Origin of the sequence: Blautia sp. MSK17_66 (genome assembly GCF_020538025.1) — a bacterium.
GTDB lineage: Bacteria > Bacillota > Clostridia > Lachnospirales > Lachnospiraceae > Blautia_A.
Genome location: NZ_JAJBNQ010000004.1, coordinates 104,107 through 125,323, shown reverse-complemented (window position 1 = coordinate 125,323; position 21,217 = coordinate 104,107). Strand labels below are relative to the sequence as shown.

The following is a 21,217-nucleotide window of genomic DNA, read 5'->3' as shown; positions in this document are numbered from 1 at the left end:
AACTTTAAAATGAGTACAAAGGCAGAAAAGGCAATCGCATTTCATGACAAAGGATACAACTGTGCACAGGCAGTTGCATGTTCATTCTGTGAGGAATTCGGTATCGACCAGGAGGAAATGTTCAGGATCGCGGAAGGTTTCGGATTTGGAATGGGAATCATGGATATGTGCGGTGCACTGTCCGGAATGATGATGGTGATAGGTCTTGAAAACAGTGTCGGTGATCCGGAGAAAGGAAAGCTGACCAAGGGAGATACCTATAAGAAAGTCAAAGCATATATCAATAAATTTGCAGAGCAGAATGGTTCTTATCTCTGTAAAGAACTTAAAGGGGTAGAAACCGGCAAAGTGCTTCGTGCCTGCCCGGACTGTATCCGTGATGCAGTTGCACTGACAGAGGAATATCTGGCTGCACAGAAATAAGAAAGAATATAACTATTCAGAAGGCAGTATGCCGACATATATAAGGCAAACTGCACTCCAGATCATAAAAGTCCTGCCGAAGCAGAGGAAGAGATCAAAATCTTCTTCTGCCTCAGGCAGGACTTCTTTTTTGCTTTATTCAGAAACTCTGACAAACTGACTGTTATAGAGATTCTGGTAGAATCCGCCTTTTGCCATCAGTTCTTCATGAGAACCCTGTTCGATGATGGCACCATCTTTCATGACAAGGATTTCATCTGCATTTCGGATGGTAGACAGACGGTGAGCAACGATGAAGCTGGTACGTCCTTTCATCAGGTGTTCAAAAGCTTCCTGTACCATCAGCTCAGTTCGAGTATCAATGCTTGAGGTTGCTTCGTCCAGAATCAGCATAGGCGGCAGACAGAGCATGACACGGGTGATGCAGAGAAGCTGTTTTTCACCCTGGCTTAAACTGTCTTCCTTGAGAATGGTATCCAGCTTGTCCGGAAGACGCCGGATGAATTCCCAGCTGTGAGAGCGTTTTGCTGCCTCAATGATTTCCTCGTCGGATGCATCGGGTCTTCCGATGTTGATGTTGTCACGGACAGTGCCGTTTTTGATCCAGGTTTCCTGAAGGACCATACCAAAGCTGCTTCTCAGAGAATGCCTTGAGATTTGGTCGATCGGGTGTCTGTCAATGGAGATACTTCCTTTGGTCACATCATAAAATCTCATCAGCAGATTGATAAAGGTAGTCTTGCCGCAGCCTGTAGGGCCAACGATTGCGATACGCTTTCCGGGTTCTGCATGCAGATGAAAGTTCTCGATCAGTTTTTTGTCAGGAACATAGCGGAAGCTGATATTGTCGATATTGACTTCGCCCTGGACGTTGGAAATAGTTTCCTCTGGATCCGGACTTTCCGGAGTTTCTTCCAGAAGTGCAAAGATCCTGGCTGCACAGGCAAGGGCATTCTGAAGTTCCGTGATGACAGAACTGATGTCGTTGAATGGCTTCATGTACTGGTTTGCGTAGGAGAGAAGTACGGAAAGACCGCCGACCGTCAGAGCACCGCCCGGGATCATAAAAGCACCAGCCAGAGCTACACCGGCATAGATTACATTGTTGACAAAGCGGGTGGACGGGTTGGTAAGGCTGCTGTAAAAAATAGCCTTCTGACTGCATTCTTTTAACTCCTGATTGATTTCGGCAAAACGTGCAGAGGATTTATCCTCGTAACCGAATGCCTGAACGATCTTCTGATTTCCGATCATTTCTTCGATAAGAGCTGTCTGACGACCGCGTGCATCACTCTGTTTCCGGAACATATGGAAAGAGCGGGAAGAAATAAATCTGGCTACAAAGAAGCTCAGCGGGGTCAGGACAATGACCAGCAGTGTGATCCAGAAGTTTTTGGAAAACATGAAGATCAGAGTGCCGATGATTGTTACAATACCGGAAAAGAGCTGTGTAAATCCGAGCAGGAGACCGTCTGAGAGAATGTCGGTATCTGCAATGACGCGGCTGATGATATCACCGGTACTGTGCCCATCCAGATAGGAGAGGGGAAGTACCTGGATATGGCGGATCGCCCTGGAACGGATATCCTGTACTGTGCGAAATGTCATACGGTTGTTGATGATATTCATGACCCACACAGCAAGACTGGACACGATGACCATCACAAGAATTCTGGAAAGATAATACCACATCATCTCGAAGTTTACCGTATGTTTTGCGATGATCTGGTCGATTGCATCGCCGAACAGTACTGGGACATACAATTGAAGGACCACGGAAACAGAAGCCAGGATGATGCTTGAGATCAAAAGCAGACGGTAGCGGCCGATAAAGTGCAGAACTTTAAAGAGAGTTTCGGCACTTCCTGCAGTTGATGTTTTTTTGTTATTTGTACTCATGCTAATGTCACCTCCGCAGCATTGCCGGAAACGGCAGTTTTTGAAGAATCATAGAGTGCCCGTTCTTCAGGGAATTGTGAGAAGTAGATTTCACGGTAAATCTCGCAGGAGCGGATCAGATCCTCGTGTACACCTTTTCCGGCCAGCTCGCCATCGTTCAGGACAAGAATGAGATCTGCCTGGCGGATACTGGCAGCACGCTGGGATACCAGAAAGGTGGTAACATTTCCGCTCAGCTGATGCAGGGATCTGCGAAGAGCTGCATCTGTGGCAAAGTCAAGTGCACTGGCACTGTCATCCAGGATCAGAAATTCAGGTTTTTTGACAACGGCGCGTGCAATGGTAAGACGCTGCTTCTGACCGCCGGAAAGATTGCGACCGTTCTGTTCCAGTCTGAAATCAAGCTGTCCGTCTTTCCCCTCGACAATCTCACGTGCCTGGGCAGTTGTGAGTGCATCCCAGATTTCTGCATCTGTGGCATCATCACGGCCCCATTTCATGTTTTCGCGGATCGTTCCTTTAAAAAGTGCTGCACGCTGTGGTACGACACCGATTTTCTGCCGCAGCGTCTGCTGACTGTAGCTGCGGATATCCTGTCCATCTATACGGACAGTACCCTGTGAGGCATCATAAAAACGTGCGATCAGATTGACAAGAGTAGATTTACCGCTTCCGGTACCGCCGATAATACCAACGGTCTGCCCCTTTTGGACAGAAAAGCTGATATTGCTGAGGCTTGGTGCACTGGCACCAGCGTAGGCAAATGTAACATTCTCAAATGCAAGTGCAGTTGCATCAGAAGACGGCGCAACGGAGGTCTTTGGATAGCTCATAGAGGTTTTGACTTTGAGGATATCCGCCACACGGCCAGCACAGGCTGCGGATTTATTGAGGGTGATGATCAGAGAAGCCAATTTGATGAGTTCCACGATCATTTGAGCCATGTAGTTATAAAGTGCTACGACCTCACCCTGCTGCATGTTTCCAATATTTACCTGGAGTCCTGCACGGCTGATCAGGATGACAGTTGCGATATTGATCAGAACATAGGTCACTGGGTTGAGAAGTGCGGACAGCTTTCCGACAAATTCATTTAACCGGGTGAGCTGTTCGTTGCTCTGGTCAAAGTCCTGTACAGATTCCTTTTCACGACAGAAAGCACGGATGACACGCACACCGGTAAGATTCTCTCTGGTCAGTCGTGTGACGATATCCAGATGACTCTGTACTTTACGAAAAAGAGGGATGCTGAGATACATAATCACAAAAACGACCAGGAACAAAAATGGGATCGCAACGGCGAAGACCAGGGCACATCGTGTATTGATGGTGAAAGCCATGACCATGGAGCCGAGTACGATAAACGGACTTCTGAGCAGAAGACGAAGTCCCATATTTACACCGTTCTGTACCTGATTGATATCATCAGTCAGGCGGGTGATCAGAGTATCTGTTCCAAGAGTGTCAAGCTCTGTATAGGAAAGCTTCTGTACATGATCATAGACGGCCTGCCTGAGTTCCGTTGCAAAGCCAACACTGGCCTTTGCTGCAAAGTACTGGGCTGTGATGCTGACGGTCAGACCGGCAGCCGCCATCAGGACCAGGATAAAAAATCGCTGAATGATGTAAGGACGGTTGTTTCCCGTGATACCCACATCAATGATCTGGGCAATAACTACAGGAACAAGCAGGTCAAACACAACTTCCAGAAATTTGAAGAAAGGTGCAAGAATGCTTTCTTTTCTGTAATTTTTCAGATAGATTGCGAGAGATCGCATTTTAAGTTTCCTCCGTTTTCTTAATGATTGACAATCCCTATTATAGTCCTGTATCATAAGGCTTGCAATGATAATGAAAAAGAATTTCAGGTAACGACCAAGTTGCTGTGAACGGAGTGACAGCAACAATTTTAGAGAGAAATGAGGTAAGAATATGCGGCGAGAGGTAACTCTGGAAGAAATTTCAGACGGAAAATTATATGATGCGAATGATATGGTAAAGGCAAACTGTCAGGACTGTAAAGGGTGCTGTGACTGTTGCAAAGGAATGGGAGATTCTGTGATCCTGGATCCTTACGATGTCTGTCGTCTGGCAAGGGGACTTGGCAGAAATCCGGCAGATCTGATTGGTACGGTTCTGGAGCTTGGCGTCTCAGACGGAAACATTCTTCCGCATCTGAGGATGCAGGGAAGAGAAGAGAGATGTGTGTTTCTGAACGAGGAAGGCAGATGTTCTGTACATGCGATCCGTCCCGGTTTTTGTCGACTGTTTCCACTGGGAAGATATTATACGGAGGAGAATTTTAAATATATTATTCAGATCCATGAATGTGCAAAGAAAAACCGTTCCAAGATCAAGGTAAAGAAGTGGATCGATACACCGGATCTGAAGCAGTATGAGAAGTTTGTCTGGGACTGGCATCAGTTTCTTCTGGATGTGCAGGAGGTATTTTATCAGACAGAGGATACGGAACTGATCAAAAACCTGAATATGTATGTGATCAGCCGTTTTTATACGAAACCGTATGAAGAAGCACAGGATTTTTATGCGCAGTTTTATGAGCGGCTGAAAGAAGCAAAAAACCTTCTGAGCCTTGGAGTATAACTCCGGGTTCAGAAGGTCTGAAGTCAGGTTTTATCTGGCAGAAAGTTCATCGAGAAGCTGATGGATCGTCTTGTTCAGTACCGGATGGCGGTAATATGGAGCAATCTCATCCATTGGCTTGAGAACAAAATCTCGATTCTGCATATCAATGTGTGGAACATGCAGATCTGGAGTATCGATGATCTCATTGTCATAAAACAGAATATCAAGATCAAGGGTACGTGGTCCCCAGTGGATCAGACGTTCACGGTTGGCTTCTGCTTCCAGTTCATGAAGTCTGTCAAGCAGTTCTTCAGGAGTCAGAAGAGTGCGGAGTCTTAAGACACCATTGAGAAACTCGTCCTGTTCTACGCCGCCGTAGGGTTCTGTGACCAGATACTCAGATACGGCTTCTACTTCACAGTCAGCGGTATCCTTAAGTCCCTGGATTCCGTTATCCAGAAATTTCTTTTTGTCGCCCAGATTGGAGCCAAAAGCAACGTAAGCGGTGTGCCAGCTTCTGGTGATCTCGACAGCGACCGTATCCAGTGGAAGTCCTACAGGAGCCCATGGCTTTTCTACGCGCAGAGTGATCTTTTTAAGTAGAGGAAGTTCATGGAGCAGCATCTGACAGAGGTTTTCAGCGAGAGCCTCCAGAAGCTTGTAGGTATGCTCTTTGGTGAATTTTGTGATCATATGGCTGACTTCCCCGTAGTGAATAGATGCAGTCAGTTCGTCACTCAGACCGGCTTTGCGGGTATCTGTATAAAGAGTGGCAGATACAACAAACTTCTGTCCGAGTACATTTTCTTCCGGAAATACTCCGTGGTTTGCAAAAATCTCAAGATTTCTGATCTCAATCTTATCCATTATTTTATATTCCTTCCAAGAATTGCTTCCGTCATCAGTACGGCACGTCTGTTTTCTTTGATATCATGTACACGTACAAAGGCACATCCCTTCATGACACCCATGACAGAAGTTGCCACAGTACCTTCCACGCGCTGATCGACCGGAAGATCAAGGGTGAGGCCGATCATGGATTTACGGGAGGTTCCAAGAAGTACCGGGAAACCGAGGTGCTGGAAAAGTTCCAGATGATTCATGGTTTCAAGGTTCATCTCATAGGTTTTGCCGAAGCCTACGCCCGGATCCAGGATGATGCGCTCATCTTTAATGCCGGCTCTTTTTGCGATATTTACACATTCCTGTGTTTCTGTAAGCATATCGATCAGGAAGTTATTGTATTGTGGAGTTTCCTTGTTGTGCATCAGGCAGCAGGCAACATCATGTTTAGCGATGACCCCTGCCATTTCCGGGTCGTATTTGAGTCCCCAGACATCATTGACAAGATCAGCACCTGCCAAAATGGCAGCATCGGCGACACTTCCTTTATAAGTATCGACGGAAATCGGTACATCAAAATGGCTGTGAAGTGCCTCAATGATCGGAACAACGCGGGCGGTTTCCTCTTCTGCACTGACCGGAGTATGACCAGGACGGGTAGATTCGCCGCCGACATCAAGGATGTCTGCACCGTCAGCAATCATGGCTTCTGCATGTTTCAGTGCATGATCCATGGAGTTCCATTTGCCGCCGTCGGAGAAGGAATCCGGAGTTACATTAAGAATTCCCATAATATATGTTCTGTTTTTTACATCAAATTCACGATTTCCTATTTTCATGAAAGATTCTCCTTTAATATTGAATCGTCATATTTTTTTTCTGTGGAGACCAGTAGCATTGTGGCTCTGCCTCGCAGAGAAAACAATTTCTGGATTTTTTGTCGGCCTCATAGATGAGCTGACTCAGTATGGAAGTCTCCTTACCGGAAGAACGATGCTCCTCGATCGCAGAGAGAATAGATTCCTTTTCTTCGGAAGAAAAGTCAAGGTCAGAAAGAATCGTTTCTGCAATGCGGGCACCAGCTTCGTCATGGGGAGTTCCGGTGGTATATTGTTCTGCACGTCCGATGTCATGGAGAAGGGCAGTGCAGTAGATCAGTTCGCGGGAACAGTTTAATTTGCGTTCCAGTGCAAAGATGTAGGCAAGACGTGCTACATCCAGGAAATGCTCCGGTGTATGCCGGCAAAAAACACGGTCTGCCTCCAGCCGGGTCAGATCTTTCAGATTCTGCTGATAGAGAGGATGTTCCCAGACAGCCTGGACTCTCTTCATCTGCGGATCCATCAGTCCTTTACCATGGCAAGAAACTGTTTCTGAAGCTCTATGTTATTTTTGAATTCGCCTCTGGTAATGACCGTCATGGTCTTGCTGCCAGGTTTTTTGATTCCACGCATAGTCATGCAGGTATGCTCTGCCTCAAGCATGACCATGACACCTTTTGGCTGAAGAACACGTTCCAGAGCATCTGCGATCTGCACGGTCAGTCGCTCCTGGATCTGAGGTCTTCTTGCATAGACATCTACTGTACGTGCAAGCTTGCTGAGTCCGGTTACCTTGCCATCAGGAATATAGGCCACATGTGCCTTACCGTAAAATGGCATTAAATGGTGCTCACACATGGAATAGAAAGTGATGTCTTTTTCGAGAACCATTTCATTGTTTTCTACCTGAAACTGTTTCAGCAGATGCTGATCAGCTTCTTCGTCAAGGCCGCCATAGATTTCTGTACACATACGTGCGATGCGGTCCGGTGTATCTTTAAGTCCCTCGCGTTCAGGATCCTCCCCGATTCCCTCGAGAAGAAGACGGATGGCTTCTTTTACTTTTGCTTTGTCTACCATTAAAAAAACAACCTCCTTGAATATAAATAAAAATTTACGATACCATGGAGATTGTCTTTTTTTTGTCGAGGTAATACTGTGATTTATGAAAGCAAAAAGATATCTCCAATTGTGATAGAACGTATGTCGAAAAACGTATCCCTACACAATATGAGATATCTTCTTAGCTGTTCAGTATTTCACAGAATACTGCCTGCTGAATTGTCATATATCTTCTTATTGTTGCAACGGGTGCGGACTCTATACCGTAAGACGTACTTTTCGTTTCAGCGACAACTCCCCATTCGCCGAACACTTGACGCATAAAGTCCTATTTTGCATAGCATTCATTTCGAACCTAGTATAGCATATATATACGTGATATAAAAGATAAAATTTATCGAAAAAAGGTATCATTTTACAGCAAATTGATAAAAAAATGACAATGAAAGAGTAAGACTTTTTTGCTGAGATAAATCTTGACGGAGAACTCCCTCTGTGGTAGCATAAAGCTACTTTATAACTCACAGATTACGGACCGTCAGGGATAACGACTGTGTGCATTTCGTGTGCACAGCTGTTATCTCTTTTTTTATTGTAATAGAAGATTACAGCGGTCTGTTCTTGGGAATACAGGAGGAAATAGATATGTATTTGATGATTGATAATTATGATTCGTTTGTATATAATCTTAAAGCTTATTTTGAGGAACTTGGCCGGGAGATCGAGGTAAAGAGAAGTGACCGGATCACGATGGAAGATATTGAAAAGATGAATCCGGAGGGAATCATTCTTTCGCCGGGACCGAAACGGCCGTGGGATGCAGAAGTCTGTGTTGAGACCGTCCGGAGATTTCAGGGAAGGATTCCAATCCTTGGAGTCTGCCTTGGACATCAGGTGCTGGGATTCTGCAGTGGCGCGTCAGTGCATAAGGGAGAGCGTCCGATGCATGGAAAGGTTACACCGATCCGCAATGATGGAACCGGAGTTTTTTGTGGACTTCCGGAGCGGTTTCTGGTGACGCGGTATCATTCCCTGATCGTGGATCGGAAAAGTGTTCCGGCAGACTGGAGGATAGATGCCGTGGCAGAAGACGGTGCTGTGATGGGGATTTCACACAAAGAAATGCCGCTGTACGGCGTACAGTTCCATCCGGAAGCAGTGCTTACAGAGTATGGACATGAAATACTGGAAAATTTCTGCCGGATCGCAGAGAGTATGTAAGTAAGACAGAAAAAAATGCAGAAAGGAAAAATTATGTATCATAAACAACGACAGATTAAAAAATTAAATTCATACATACCGGCGGTGGAGGCATTTCGTGTATTCTCCGGTGAGAAAGACTGTGTGTTCCTGGATTCTTCACTGGTCAATGATCTGGGAAGATATTCGATTATCGGTGCAGAACCATATCTGAAGCTGGTCAGGGATGGAGACAGCTTTTTGATCAACGGACAAGAAGAAACGCAGATCAGCTTTGAAGATTATCTGAGAGAATACCTGAGAGACCATGTGGATCGGAATGAAAGTGAACTTCCACTGGTTTCCGGGGCAGTGGGATATTTTTCTTATGATTATGGGCGTAAATTACAGGGAGTTCCATCCGGTGAAAAGGATCTCGTCAAAATTCCGGATGCGGTACTGACTTTTTATGATGTTTATATTATTGAAGACTGTCATAAAAAAGAAACTTATCTGGCTGCAAACGGAATCACAGAGGACGCTTCTGCAAAAATCCGGAAAATAGAACAGAAGCTTTGGCAGAAACCAGAGAAGAAGGCAGAGCAGAAACTTCCTTACGATATCCTTGTCACTCCGAATTTCGAAAAAGAAGAATACAAAAAAGCGGTAGATGACATGATCCACTATATTATAGAAGGAGATATCTATATCACAAATATGACACAGCAGCTTACGATAGAGAGCGAAAAGCCGCCTCTGGATGTTTTTTATGATCTTCGAAAGAACAATCCGTCTCCTTTCGGCGGCTACATGGATTATGGTGATTTTCAGATCGTCAGTGCCTCCCCGGAACGTTTCCTCAAGATGAAAAAGGGTCATGTCAATACGAGACCGATCAAAGGAACACGGAAAAGAGGAGCAACTTCAGAAGAAGATCTTCTGATGCGGACAGAACTGGAGAATTCTGAAAAAGACAAGAGCGAACTTCTCATGATTGTGGATCTGGAGAGGAATGATCTGAACCGTGTATGCAAACCAGGCAGCGTAAAGGTGACCGAGCTGTTTACCGTAGAAGAATATGCAACAGTATTTCATCTGGTTTCAGATATAGAAGGTACTTTGGAAGAGGACAAAAACTTTGTGGATCTTATGGAAGCAGCATTTCCGGGAGGTTCGATCACCGGTGCACCGAAATATCGTGCGATGGAAATTATAGATGAGCTTGAACATGGGAAAAGAAACCTGTATACTGGATCTATCGGATATCTTACTCTGGACGGTGACTGCGACTTTAACATTGTGATCCGTACAGCACTTCATAAAGACGGAAAATATTTCTTAGGTGCCGGGGGCGGTATTACGGCAGAATCCGATCTGGAGTTTGAGTATGAAGAGACACTTCAGAAAGCGAAGGCGATTCTGGAAGCATTGAAATAAAATAGGAGGAAGGCGTATGGCGTATGGATATCAAATTGGATGAGGGCTTTCAGTTTGGGCTGGGAGTATTTGAGACAATCGCAGTGGAGGATGGAAGACTGCTCCTGCTGGACCGGCATTTACAGAGAATGGAGAAGGCGGCTCAGTTCTTTGATCTTGGTACTCTTTTGGAGAGAGGAGTCACCAAAAAGAGGATAAATGAATTTCTTGCAGAACAAAAAACAGAAGATATCCGCCATGGAGCAATCAAGATCATTCTCTCCAAAGAGAATCTTATTTTTCAGATGCGGGGAAATCCCTATACGGAAGAAGCTTATCTGCGGGGATTTGGTGCAGATATCAGTAAAGTAAGACGAAATGAAACTTCGCCGATGGTATATCATAAGACATTGAACTATGGAGACTGTATTCTGGAAAAGAGAGCAGCCACAGCGGCCGGTATTCAGGAACGTATTTTTATAAACACCAAAGGACAGCTCTGTGAGGGTACGGTCAGCAATATCTTTTTTGTCCGCAAGAATAAAATCTACACCCCACAGCTTCTCTGCGGACTTCTTCCAGGAATTTTAAGGGAGTATGTCCTTGAAACCTCTGATGTAGAAGAAACTGTGATCTATCCGGAGGAACTGATGTATTATGATGAATGTTTTGTGACAAATTCCCTTATGGGGATTATGCCGGTACGCCAGATTGGAAGTATCTGTTTTCCACGCAGAACCATGGCGGACGAGGTACGAAGTTTATATGAAAGTCAGAAAATGTCCCTGTAGATCGGGGACATTTTTTGTTACTGTGCGGGATATTACCTGTGAACAGTTACCATTTTTTCTGTGTCATGTCGGAAAATAACTTGACATCAAAAAAGTATGTTTGTATAATGACGAAAGTTAGGAAACGAACTAATTTACAATACATCGCAGAAAGGAGGGAGGGTTCAATGAAGGAAGCGGATGAAAAATTAAAAGAGATGCACATGGGCAGAATCATCCATATGTTGTCGCATCAGATGAAGCGGAACTGCAACAATGTGGATTCTGCAATCACCAATGATGATCTGACGGTCATGCAGAAGCATGTGCTGAAGTTTGTTCTTCTGGAATCTCTTCACAGAGATCTTTACCAGAAGGATATAGAAGAAGAGTTTCAGATTAGGAAATCTACGGTGACAGGTATCCTGAAGCTCATGGAGAGTCATGGCTATATCAGGAGAGAAAGCGTAAAGAGGGATGCCAGACTGAAACGAATTGTCCCGACTGCGAAGGCAGAAGAGATACGGCCGAAGATTCTGGAGCAGATTCAGAAGACAGAGGCGAAATTGCTGGAAGGAATCCCACAGGAGAATGTAACAATCTGCAAGCAGATTTTGTGGCAGATGTTTCATAATATTTCAGAAATGAACGAGGAGGAAAACAAAAAAGATGAATAAGACACTTTTTAAATCCATCAGAGAATACAGGAAGCAGTCTCTTCTTGCTCCGATTCTTGTTATTCTTGAAGTATTGATGGAAGTACTTATCCCTCTGGAGATGGCAAAGATCATCGATATCGGTATTGCGAACGGTGATCTGGGCTACATTTTACAGAGGGGGATTGTCCTGGTCGCAATGGCAATGCTGGCGTTGTTTTTTGGTGTACAGGCCGGAAACATGGCGGCAGTTGCAGCGGCAGGATATGCGAAGAATCTTCGCCATGATATTTTTTATAAGGTGCAGGATTTTTCTTTCAAAAACATTGACCATTTTTCAACCTCCGGTCTGGTCACCCGAATGACAACCGACATCACAAACGTACAGATGGCATACATGATGAGTATCCGCCTTCTGGCAAGAGCCCCGATCATGGTGCTTCTGTCCTGGGTCATGACACTTCTTATCAATGTAAAGATCGCTCTGTTGTTCCTGGTTGTAATTCCGGTTCTCGGAGGAACGCTGATCTATATTGCAAAAAAAGCACATCCTCATTTTATCAAGGTATTTGATGAGTATGATGAGCTGAACAATTCTGTCCAGGAAAACGTTAATGCAGCCCGTGTAGTCAAGGCATTTGTAAGGGAAGACTATGAGATCAAAAAATTTCATGGAGTTTCGGAATATGTGTATGCACTGTTTACAAAGGCTGAAAAAATCGTCGCATGGAACTCTCCGGTTATGCAGTTTATGATGTATGCAGTGGTTCTTCTGATCGCAGCGATCGGTGGACGCAGTATTGTACTTGGAAGCATGGAGACAGGAGAACTGACAAGTGTTATTGTTTACGCACTGCAGATTCTGATGTCTCTGTCCATGGTAACTTTTGTATTTGTCATGATCATGATCGCAGAGGCATCCACCGACCGTATTACAGAGGTCCTGAACGAAGTACCTGAAATGCAGGACAAAGCCGATGCCGTAAAAGAGGTCCCAAGTGGAGATATTGTTTTTGACCATGTGAACTTCAGCTATGCCGGAAAGGATGGAAATCTTTCTCTGAAGGATATCAGTCTTCATATCAAGGCAGGACAGACGGTAGGAATCATCGGAGGAACCGGAAGTGCCAAATCTACTCTGGTGCAGATGATCCCGCGACTCTATGATGTGACAGGTGGTTCTGTCAAAGTCGGCGGCATTGATGTAAGAAACTATAATCTTGAAGTGCTTCGTGACCAGGTTTCCATGGTGCTTCAGAAAAATGTCCTGTTTTCCGGATCTATTTATGAAAATATCCGCTGGGGTGATGAACACGCTTCGGACGAAGAGGTGAGAAGAGTCTGCAGGCTCGCACAGGCAGATGGCTTTATCAGTGAATTTCCATCCGGATACAATACCATGATCGTTCAGGGCGGAAACAATGTCTCCGGTGGCCAGAAGCAGCGTCTGTGTATTGCACGTGCCCTTCTGAAAAAACCGAAGATCCTGATCCTGGATGACTCTACCAGTGCAGTGGATACCAGGACAGATGCTCTGATCCGTAAGGCTTTCCGGGAGGAAATCCCGGATACCACAAAGATTATCATTGCACAGCGAGTTTCATCTATTGAAGATGCAGACCAGATCATTGTTCTTGACGGCGGAAGGATCTCCGGAGTGGGAACCTCAGAAGAACTGCTTAAGACCAATGATATTTACAGAGAAGTATATGAATCCCAGGTGAAAGGAGGAGAAGAGGATGAGTGAGCAGAAAAAACCGGATATAAATCAGAAAGGCAAGCCGAAATTTAACAAAAAAACAGCAAAACGTCTTCTGAAGTATGTGACAGAAACATACAAGATTCAGTTTGTCGTTGTTTTTGTCTGTATTCTTTTAAGTGCGATTGCAACCACAGCAGTTTCTCTCTCTCTGAGATATCTGCTGGATGACTTTATCCTTCCGCTGATCGGACAGAAGGAACCGAATTTTGCCGAACTATATCAGGCACTTGCAGTTTTGGGGTGTATTTTCCTGGTTGGTGTCATTGCGACCTTTATTTATACCCGAATGATGGTATTTATCGGTCAGGGTGTGTTAAAGAGAGTAAGAGATGATATGTTTGAGCATATGCAGACTCTGCCGATCCGCTATTTTGACCAGAACACCAATGGTTCTGTTATGAGTCTGTATACAAATGATACGGATACCTTAAGACAGATGATCAGTCAGGCAATCCCACAGGCGTTGATGTCACTGTTTACCATCATTGTGACTTTTATCTCCATGCTGATCTTAAGCCCGCTTCTTACGGTTCTGGCGGTTCTGATCATTTTTCTGATGCTGTTTGTGACAGGAAAAATCGGTGCCAGAAGTGGAAAGTACTTCGTGCGTCAGCAGATGTCACTGGCAGAGGTGACAGGCTTTGTGGAAGAGCGTATGAATGGACAGCGTGTTGTCAAGGTTTTTAACCATGAGAAGAAATCCGAAGAGGAATTTGACAAACTGAACGAAGCTCTCTTTGAAAGTGCGGCACAGGCAAATAAATATGGTAACATGATGGGACCGGTTATCGGAAACATCGGAAATCTGCAGTTTGTTCTGACCGCAGTGCTTGGCGGAATCCTTTCTGTCACAGGAGTCGGCGGAATCACACTTGGAGTGATGGCTTCCTATCTTCAGTTCACCAAGAGCTTTACTCAGCCGTTCATGCAGGTCGCACAGCAGTTTAACTCCATCGTCATGGCTCTTGCAGGTGCAGAGCGTATCTTCAATCTGATCGATGAGAAGCCGGAAGACGATGAGGGCTATGTAACTCTTGTCAATGCAAAGAAGGATGCAGATGGAAACATTACAGAGTGCAGAGAGAGAACCGGTATGTGGGCATGGAAGCATCCGCATTCGGCAGATGGCTCTGTATCTTATACAGAGCTTAAGGGTGATGTGAGATTCGAAGATGTGACCTTTGGTTATAACGAGGACAAAACAATCCTTCATGACATCAGTCTTTATGCAAAGCCGGGCCAGAAGCTTGCTTTTGTAGGTTCTACCGGAGCAGGAAAAACAACGATCACCAATCTGATCAACCGGTTTTACGATATACAGGACGGTAAGATCCGTTACGATGGAATTAATATCACAAAGATCAAAAAGGATGATTTAAGACATTCTCTGGGTATCGTTCTTCAGGATACGCATCTGTTTACGGGAACGATCAGGGATAACATCCGTTATGGAAAGCTTGATGCAACGGATGAGGAGATTTATGCGGCGGCAAAGCTCGCACATGCGGATCAGTTTATCCAGATGCTTCCAAAGGGATATGATACGATGTTAAGTGGTGATGGTGAAGAACTGTCGCAGGGTCAGAGACAGCTTCTTTCTATTGCAAGAGCAGCTGTTGCCGATCCGCCGGTGCTGATCCTGGATGAGGCAACATCAAGTATCGATACCCGTACGGAGAGTATTGTCCAGAAGGGTATGGATAACCTGATGAAAGGCCGTACGGTATTTGTGATCGCACACAGACTCTCTACGATTCGAAACAGCGATGCGATCATTGTACTGGATCACGGCAGGATCATCGAGAGAGGTGATCATAAGGATCTGATCAGACAGAAGGGCACCTATTATCAGCTTTACACAGGTAAACTGGAACTTTCATAAGAGGAAACGAAGAAATGGCAGATGTTCTGGCAGCAGGGCGTAAGCCATTTCTTTTTTTGCTTTATAGTACTCTATTAAGAAAAAAACTGCTTTCCATTGTGTTGACATTTGCGGGAAATATAATAAAATGAATGAAAACAATTACGTACAGGGGCGGAATGTAAAAACAGAGGGAAAGAGGGTGTGACTATGGCAGCAGACTACGCAAAGTGTGCGAAAGAAATCCTTGACACCGTGGGCGGCAGAGCCAATCTTGTAAGTGCAGCACACTGTGCAACAAGACTTCGTCTGGTGACAGTAGATAACAGCAGGATCGATATGAAGAAGCTGGAGAATATTGATGGAGTAAAGGGTGTTTTCAGCAACAACGGACAGCTGCAGCTCATCATCGGAACCGGAACGGTAAATAAGGTATATGATGAGTTTATTGCTATCAGCGGGATGAGTGCAGCGACCAGGGAAGAAGTGAAGGCAGCAGTGGCAGCGAAGCAGCCGGTATTCAAGCGGATGTTCAAGGCACTTGGAGATGTCTTTGTACCGATCCTTCCGGCAATCGTAGCCTCCGGTCTTATGATGGGGCTGGTAGAGGCACTTGGCAGAGCAATGCCTGCTTTTGCGGGAAGTGACTGGTATGGGATCCTGGATTTGTTTTCAAACACAGCCTTTACTTTCCTTCCGATTCTGATCGCGGTATCAGCGGCAAGAGTATTCGGCGGAAATATTTTTCTGGGTGCGGTCATCGGTATGATCATGATCCATCCGAATCTTATCAATGCATGGTCTGTAGCATCTATGGACGCAGCGGATATTCCGGTATGGCATCTGCTTGGTCTTCCGATCAGGCAGGTTGGATATCAGGGACATGTGATTCCTGTTATCATTGCAGTCTGGATCATGTGTAAGCTGGAAAACTGGCTGCACAGGCATGTTCCGGAGATGATCGATCTTTTTGTGACGCCGCTGTGCACGGTATTGCTCACCGGTTTTCTTACCATCGGACTGATCGGACCGGTATTTTCTGCGGCAGAAACTTATGTGCTTGCGTTTGCATCCTGGATCATCACCGTAGGGCATGGAATCGGGGCCATGATCATGGGTGCAGTTTATCCGTTCACAGTAGTATGCGGTATCCATCATATGTACAATGTCATAGAAGCAGGTCTGCTTGCCTCTGACGGACTGAATATCTGGATGCCGATCGCATCCGCAGCAAACTTTGCACAGGGAGCAGCGTGCCTTGCAGTCGGCCTTAAAGCAAGAAATGCCAGGACAAAATCTGTTGCGGTTCCCTCTACATTATCGGCAGCACTTGGAATTACAGAGCCGGCAATCTTTGGCGTGAATCTTCGTTTCATGAAACCGTTTGTATGCGGTATGATCGGCGGTGCGGCAGGAGCTTTGACAGGGGTCATTTTCCATATCGGAGCAACTTCCTACGGAGTTACCGGAATCCCCGGATTCCTTACGACACTGGACTATTCCGTACAGTATGCACTCATGCTGGCAATTTCCTTTGCAGTTGCATTTGTACTGACCTGGCTTTGCTGGAAGGAATCCCCGGAGGATTCCAAGGAAACAACACAGAAAATTAATGGTAACAACAGATGAATTGTGGTATACTACAGCAAAGGGGAAAAGCATGAATATAAGTGAAATAGCAAAGTTAGCAGGTGTATCCAGCGCGGCAGTTTCCCGTTATTTTAATAACGGATATATTTCGGAAGAAAAGAAAGAAGCAATTCGCAAGGTTGTAGAACAGACAGGTTACCGGCCGTCGGTTCAGGCACAGACACTCCGCACAAAAAAAACCAAAATGATCGGAGTGATCGTACCGAAGGTTGCTTCCACAAGCATAGGAAAAATTGTCGAGGGAATACTTTCTGTATTGAATGAAAGTGGTTATCAGATGCTTCTTGCGGTGACGCAGAATAATCCAAAGAAAGAACTGGAGTATCTGGCTGCTTTTAATGACAAGCAGGTAGATGGTGTGATCTTTGCGGCGACAATCCTGACAACAGAGCATAAGCGTGCTCTTAAGAAGCTCTCGGTTCCCGTGATCCTGGTCGGGCAGCAGTATCCCGGTCATTGTTGCATATATCATGATGATTATCATGCTACCAGAGACCTGACAGGGGCAGTGGTTGCCATGGGCAGGAGAAATCCAGGATATATCGGTGCGATCATACAGGATAAGGCAGTCGGTACGGAGCGTTTTCGCGGTTATGAGGATGCGGTCAGTGAAGCCGGTATACCAGACTGTGCACAGCAGATGGTTATTGCTGCCTTTACTTCTGATTCCGGATACGAGAAGACGGGAGAATTGCTGGAGAAATATCCGGATCTGGATGCTGTTATCTGTGCGACGGATACTATGGCAGCAGGAGCGATACGCTATCTGAAAGAACATGGAAAGAGAGTGCCGGAGGATATTCTGGTTGCCGGACATGGGGATTCTGAAATTACAAGAGTGATGATACCGCCGATCCCTACCGTTCATTTTTTCTATGAGAAGAGCGGAGAGATGGCAGTGGAGATGCTTATAGAAATGATGGGGCAGGGTGAAACCGCAGTGAGGGAAGTGAAGCTTGGCTATCTTCTTGCACATATATAAAAGAAATGGGGTGTGTTTTTTGCTGAAGACATGGATTCCGGGAGAAACTCCCGAGAAAGAAGAACTGAAACAGCAGCTGGATGTGGCAAAAAAGAAACTGTATGATCTCCAGATGAAGATCAAGGAGCACAAGATACCGGTACTGGTGCTTTTTGAGGGCTGGAGTGCAGCAGGTAAGGGCAGTATGATCGGCAAGGTCATCAAGAATATTGATCCCAGATTCTTTAAGGTGGCAACAATGTCAGTGCCATCTGAGGAGGAATTACGCAGACCATTTCTGTACCGCTATATGCGCCAGATCCCGGAACAGGGCAAATTTACTTTTCTGGATGCAGGCTGGATGGAGCAGACTACGCAGGAGGTTCTGAATAAGAAGCTGGAGGGCGAGGACTATGAGAAACGGATCGAAAGTATCCGCCGGTTTGAACGTCAGCTTACGGACAACGGATATCTGGTGCTGAAATTCTTTATGCATATTGATAAAGAGGAACAGAAAGAGCGTATGGACAGGCTGTGCGCAAGTAAGGATACCCGGTGGAGAGTGTCAGATTTTGATAAATGGCAGCAGGAACATTATCACAAATGTGAAAAGGTTTATGACCGTTATCTTAAGGACACCAATGCATCAACTTCTCCATGGTATATCATAGATGCGAAGGACAAGAAATGGGCGGAGCTGCAGGTGATGGATACGCTGGTCAGCAGTATTGAAGTTGCACTGCAGAACCAGAGCCATTCGGTTCCGATCCTCCAGAATGTTTTTCCGCTGGTGAAGATGCCGAAGCTAAAAGATATCGAGCTTACCGGCAAGACAATCGATGACGAAGAATATGAGAAAGAACTTAAGAAGCTTCAGGATAAGCTGAGTGAACTTCATAATCGTCTGTATCGTGCGAGAATCCCGGTGATCATTACTTATGAAGGCTGGGATGCAGCGGGCAAGGGTGGAAATATCAAAAGAATCACAGGTGCACTTGATCCGAGAGGTTACGAGGTGCATCCGATCGCCAGTCCGGAACCGCATGAGAAAGCCCGTCATTATCTGTGGCGCTTCTGGACGAGACTTCCGAAGAATGGTCATATTGCAATTTTTGACCGTACCTGGTATGGACGTGTCATGGTGGAACGTCTGGAGGGATTCTGCAGTGAGAATGACTGGAAACGTGCCTATAATGAAATGAATGAATTTGAGAAAGAACTGTCAGACTGGGGTGCGGTGATCATTAAATTCTGGGTTCAGATCGACAAGGATACACAGCTTGAGAGATTTAATGACCGTCAGAATAATCCGGAGAAACGCTGGAAGATCACAGACGAGGACTGGAGAAACCGTGAGAAATGGGATCAGTACGAGGACGCGGTCAATGAAATGCTAAAAAAAACAAGTACTGCCTACGCTCCATGGCATATCCTGGAATCAGTGGACAAAAAATATGCACGTATCAAAGCACTCAAGATCGTGATCAAAGAAATAGAAAAGGCCCTGAAATAAGGGCCTTTTCTTTATGGTTCCATAAACTTCTTCAGTTCATCCATAAAGGTGCTTACATCCTTAAATTCACGATATACGGATGCAAAGCGGACATATGCAACAGCATCGAGATCTTTGAGATGCTCCATGACAATCTCACCGATACGGGTGCTGGAGATTTCTTTATCTGCATTCTCAAAAATAGAACCCTCAATAGAGTCGATCATGGACTCGATCGTTTCAATAGGAATTGGACGTTTATAGCACGCACGAAGAACACCGTCCTGGATCTTGGAGCGGTGATAAGCTTCTCTTGTCTGATCCTTCTTAATGACACTTAAGGGAATGGTTTCAACCTTCTCGTAGGTGGTAAATCTCTTGCCGCAGGATTCACACATTCTTCTCCTGCGGATCGCATTCGTATCTTCTACAGGCCGGGAATCAACGACCTTGGTATTATCCTGATTACAAAATGGACATCTCACGTAAGTATCCCTCTTTTCCATTTAATGGACTAATTATACTGTATTTTTTCTGTCGATGTCAATAAAAGACGGCACATATTTCACATATTTTCTGCATATATTTTGAAAAAAACGTAATTGTGAGGGCACTGAGCAGTTACGGAAAAAGGTATATTTATGCGTCTTTGTGAATTGAAACAGAAAGAAATCATAAATACCTGCACCTGCAAAAGCCTTGGCTGTCCGGTGGATCTGGAATTCGATGAAAAAAGCGGGAAGATCACAGCACTGATCGTGCCGGGACCGGGCAAGTTCTGCTGCCTGTGGGGAAGAGACAGTGAATATATCATTCCCTGGAATAGTGTCTGTCAGATCGGGGAAGATATTATCCTGGTAGAGATACGAGAAGAAAAAGCATTTCGAAAAGACCGCCTTTTGTAAAAATGTCAAGGACTTATATTTTTTATATTTTCTGCAAAAAAGTATAATTCATATCCTCCCTGCGAATCATTTTAGTACCAAATGAAATAAGGAGGATATTTCGATGGCACTAAATAAAGTTGAGATCTGTGGAGTAAATACATCCAGTCTTCCGGTTCTGACCTCTGAGGAAAAAGAGGAGCTTTTTGAGAAGATAAAAGCAGGAGACAAGGAAGCCAGGGAGCGTTACATCAAAGGAAACCTGCGGCTTGTTTTAAGTGTGATCAAGCGCTTTGGAAACAGCAGCGAAAATGCAGATGATCTTTTTCAGATCGGATGCATCGGACTTATGAAGGCCATTGATAATTTTGATACGACCTTAATGGTCAGATTTTCTACTTATGCAGTGCCGATGATCATGGGTGAGATCAGACGTTATCTCAGGGATAACAGCAGTATCCGTGTCAGCCGTTCTCTCCGCGACATTGCGTACAAGGCGATTTATGCAAAAGAAAATTATATAAAAAAGAATCTGAAGGAACCGACGATCGCAGAGATTGCAGAAGAGATCGGGGTGGAAAAGAAAATGATCGTGTATGCCCTCGATGCGATCCAGAATCCGGTCAGTCTTTTTGAACCGGTGTATGCGGAAGGAGGAGACACCCTGTATGTGATGGATCAGATCAGTGATAAAAAAAACAAAGAAGATTACTGGCTGGAAAATCTGTCTCTTCAGGAAGCAATGAACCGGCTTGGTGAAAGGGAAAGACATATTATAGACATGAGATTCTATGAAGGAAAAACGCAGATGGAAGTAGCACAGGAGATTGGAATCTCCCAGGCACAGGTCAGTCGACTGGAAAAAACAGCACTGCGGAATATGAGAAATTATCTTCGTTCGTAACGGTACAGCATCTTCAGTCAGAAAAAAACGCTCCGGCATAAAGACCGG

At 45.1% G+C, this 21,217-nt stretch carries 20 protein-coding genes and 1 riboswitch; of the genes, 13 read left to right on the top strand and 7 right to left on the bottom strand.

Annotated elements, in window-relative coordinates; all coding sequences use genetic code 11:
* Positions 1-9 precede the first annotated feature (9 nt).
* Entirely contained in the window at positions 10-423 is a 414-nt protein-coding gene (locus tag LIR34_RS03570; protein WP_161285735.1) for a C-GCAxxG-C-C family protein, read from the top strand.
* 135 nt (positions 424-558) lie between these two features.
* Here the strand turns inward: LIR34_RS03570 and LIR34_RS03565 are convergent, their stop codons facing one another.
* Both LIR34_RS03565 and LIR34_RS03560 read right to left on the bottom strand, forming a co-directional pair.
* The gene (locus LIR34_RS03565; protein WP_173901868.1) at positions 559-2,322 is read right to left on the bottom strand and encodes an ABC transporter ATP-binding protein; all 1,764 of its coding nucleotides are present in this window, start codon (positions 2,320-2,322) and stop codon (positions 559-561) included.
* Positions 2,319-4,100: an ABC transporter ATP-binding protein gene (locus LIR34_RS03560; RefSeq protein ID WP_173901869.1), complete on the bottom strand. Its 1,782-nt coding sequence runs from the start codon at positions 4,098-4,100 to the stop codon at positions 2,319-2,321. The genes LIR34_RS03565 and LIR34_RS03560 overlap by 4 nt, the downstream gene beginning before the upstream one ends.
* A 154-nt stretch (positions 4,101-4,254) precedes the next feature.
* Here LIR34_RS03560 and LIR34_RS03555 point away from each other — a divergent pair, with 154 nt between their 5' ends.
* Complete coding sequence (locus LIR34_RS03555; RefSeq protein ID WP_173901870.1) at positions 4,255-4,926, top strand: YkgJ family cysteine cluster protein; 672 nt, start codon at positions 4,255-4,257, stop codon at positions 4,924-4,926.
* Between the two features lie 30 nt (positions 4,927-4,956).
* Here LIR34_RS03555 and folK read toward each other — a convergent pair whose 3' ends face one another.
* The 4 genes from folK to folE are packed head-to-tail and all read right to left on the bottom strand — an operon-like array spanning position 4,957 to position 7,652.
* Positions 4,957-5,775 (bottom strand): 2-amino-4-hydroxy-6-hydroxymethyldihydropteridine diphosphokinase, encoded by an 819-nt coding sequence (gene folK, locus LIR34_RS03550; protein ID WP_173901871.1) that lies wholly within the window; start codon positions 5,773-5,775, stop codon positions 4,957-4,959.
* Positions 5,775-6,590 (bottom strand): dihydropteroate synthase, encoded by an 816-nt coding sequence (folP, locus tag LIR34_RS03545; RefSeq protein WP_173901872.1) that lies wholly within the window; start codon positions 6,588-6,590, stop codon positions 5,775-5,777. Before folP ends, folK begins: the two co-directional genes overlap by 1 nt.
* 13 nt (positions 6,591-6,603) lie before the next feature.
* Positions 6,604-7,095: an HD domain-containing protein gene (locus LIR34_RS03540; RefSeq protein ID WP_244092161.1), complete on the bottom strand. Its 492-nt coding sequence runs from the start codon at positions 7,093-7,095 to the stop codon at positions 6,604-6,606.
* On the bottom strand, positions 7,095-7,652 hold the full coding sequence (folE, locus tag LIR34_RS03535; RefSeq protein WP_161285742.1) for a GTP cyclohydrolase I FolE: 558 nt from the start codon (positions 7,650-7,652) through the stop codon (positions 7,095-7,097). Before folE ends, LIR34_RS03540 begins: the two co-directional genes overlap by 1 nt.
* Before the next feature lie 223 nt (positions 7,653-7,875).
* Positions 7,876-7,972, bottom strand: a riboswitch (THF riboswitch).
* A gap of 307 nt (positions 7,973-8,279) precedes the next feature.
* On the opposite strand from folE, the gene LIR34_RS03530 reads away from it, so the two are divergent.
* The 9 genes from LIR34_RS03530 to pap all read left to right on the top strand — a co-directional run bounded on the left by LIR34_RS03530 (position 8,280) and on the right by pap (position 19,402).
* Entirely contained in the window at positions 8,280-8,855 is a 576-nt protein-coding gene (locus LIR34_RS03530; protein ID WP_173901873.1) for an anthranilate synthase component II, read from the top strand.
* A 33-nt stretch (positions 8,856-8,888) separates the two neighbouring features.
* On the top strand, positions 8,889-10,250 hold the full coding sequence (gene pabB, locus LIR34_RS03525) for an aminodeoxychorismate synthase component I (protein WP_173901874.1): 1,362 nt from the start codon (positions 8,889-8,891) through the stop codon (positions 10,248-10,250).
* Positions 10,251-10,273: 23 nt separating this feature from the next.
* Positions 10,274-11,020 (top strand): aminotransferase class IV, encoded by a 747-nt coding sequence (locus LIR34_RS03520; protein WP_173901875.1) that lies wholly within the window; start codon positions 10,274-10,276, stop codon positions 11,018-11,020.
* A gap of 167 nt (positions 11,021-11,187) precedes the next feature.
* Positions 11,188-11,676 carry a MarR family winged helix-turn-helix transcriptional regulator gene (locus tag LIR34_RS03515; protein WP_161285746.1) on the top strand — a complete coding sequence of 163 codons (489 nt, stop codon included), beginning with the start codon at positions 11,188-11,190 and terminating at the stop codon, positions 11,674-11,676.
* The gene (locus LIR34_RS03510; RefSeq protein ID WP_173901876.1) at positions 11,669-13,402 is read left to right on the top strand and encodes an ABC transporter ATP-binding protein; all 1,734 of its coding nucleotides are present in this window, start codon (positions 11,669-11,671) and stop codon (positions 13,400-13,402) included. The genes LIR34_RS03515 and LIR34_RS03510 overlap by 8 nt, the downstream gene beginning before the upstream one ends.
* Positions 13,395-15,299 (top strand): ABC transporter ATP-binding protein, encoded by a 1,905-nt coding sequence (locus tag LIR34_RS03505; protein ID WP_173901877.1) that lies wholly within the window; start codon positions 13,395-13,397, stop codon positions 15,297-15,299. The genes LIR34_RS03510 and LIR34_RS03505 overlap by 8 nt, the downstream gene beginning before the upstream one ends.
* 189 nt (positions 15,300-15,488) lie before the next feature.
* Entirely contained in the window at positions 15,489-16,907 is a 1,419-nt protein-coding gene (locus LIR34_RS03500; RefSeq protein WP_173901878.1) for a PTS transporter subunit EIIC, read from the top strand.
* A gap of 31 nt (positions 16,908-16,938) precedes the next feature.
* The gene (locus LIR34_RS03495) at positions 16,939-17,910 is read left to right on the top strand and encodes a LacI family DNA-binding transcriptional regulator (protein WP_173901879.1); all 972 of its coding nucleotides are present in this window, start codon (positions 16,939-16,941) and stop codon (positions 17,908-17,910) included.
* 19 nt (positions 17,911-17,929) lie between these two features.
* Entirely contained in the window at positions 17,930-19,402 is a 1,473-nt protein-coding gene (pap, locus tag LIR34_RS03490) for a polyphosphate:AMP phosphotransferase (protein WP_173901880.1), read from the top strand.
* A gap of 11 nt (positions 19,403-19,413) precedes the next feature.
* Here pap and nrdR read toward each other — a convergent pair whose 3' ends face one another.
* Positions 19,414-19,866: a transcriptional regulator NrdR gene (nrdR, locus tag LIR34_RS03485; protein ID WP_161285751.1), complete on the bottom strand. Its 453-nt coding sequence runs from the start codon at positions 19,864-19,866 to the stop codon at positions 19,414-19,416.
* 156 nt (positions 19,867-20,022) lie between these two features.
* On the opposite strand from nrdR, the gene LIR34_RS03480 reads away from it, so the two are divergent.
* Entirely contained in the window at positions 20,023-20,286 is a 264-nt protein-coding gene (locus tag LIR34_RS03480) for a YlmC/YmxH family sporulation protein (protein ID WP_161285752.1), read from the top strand.
* A gap of 103 nt (positions 20,287-20,389) precedes the next feature.
* Positions 20,390-21,169 carry an RNA polymerase sporulation sigma factor SigG gene (gene sigG / locus LIR34_RS03475; protein WP_173901881.1) on the top strand — a complete coding sequence of 260 codons (780 nt, stop codon included), beginning with the start codon at positions 20,390-20,392 and terminating at the stop codon, positions 21,167-21,169.
* Positions 21,170-21,217 lie beyond the last annotated feature (48 nt).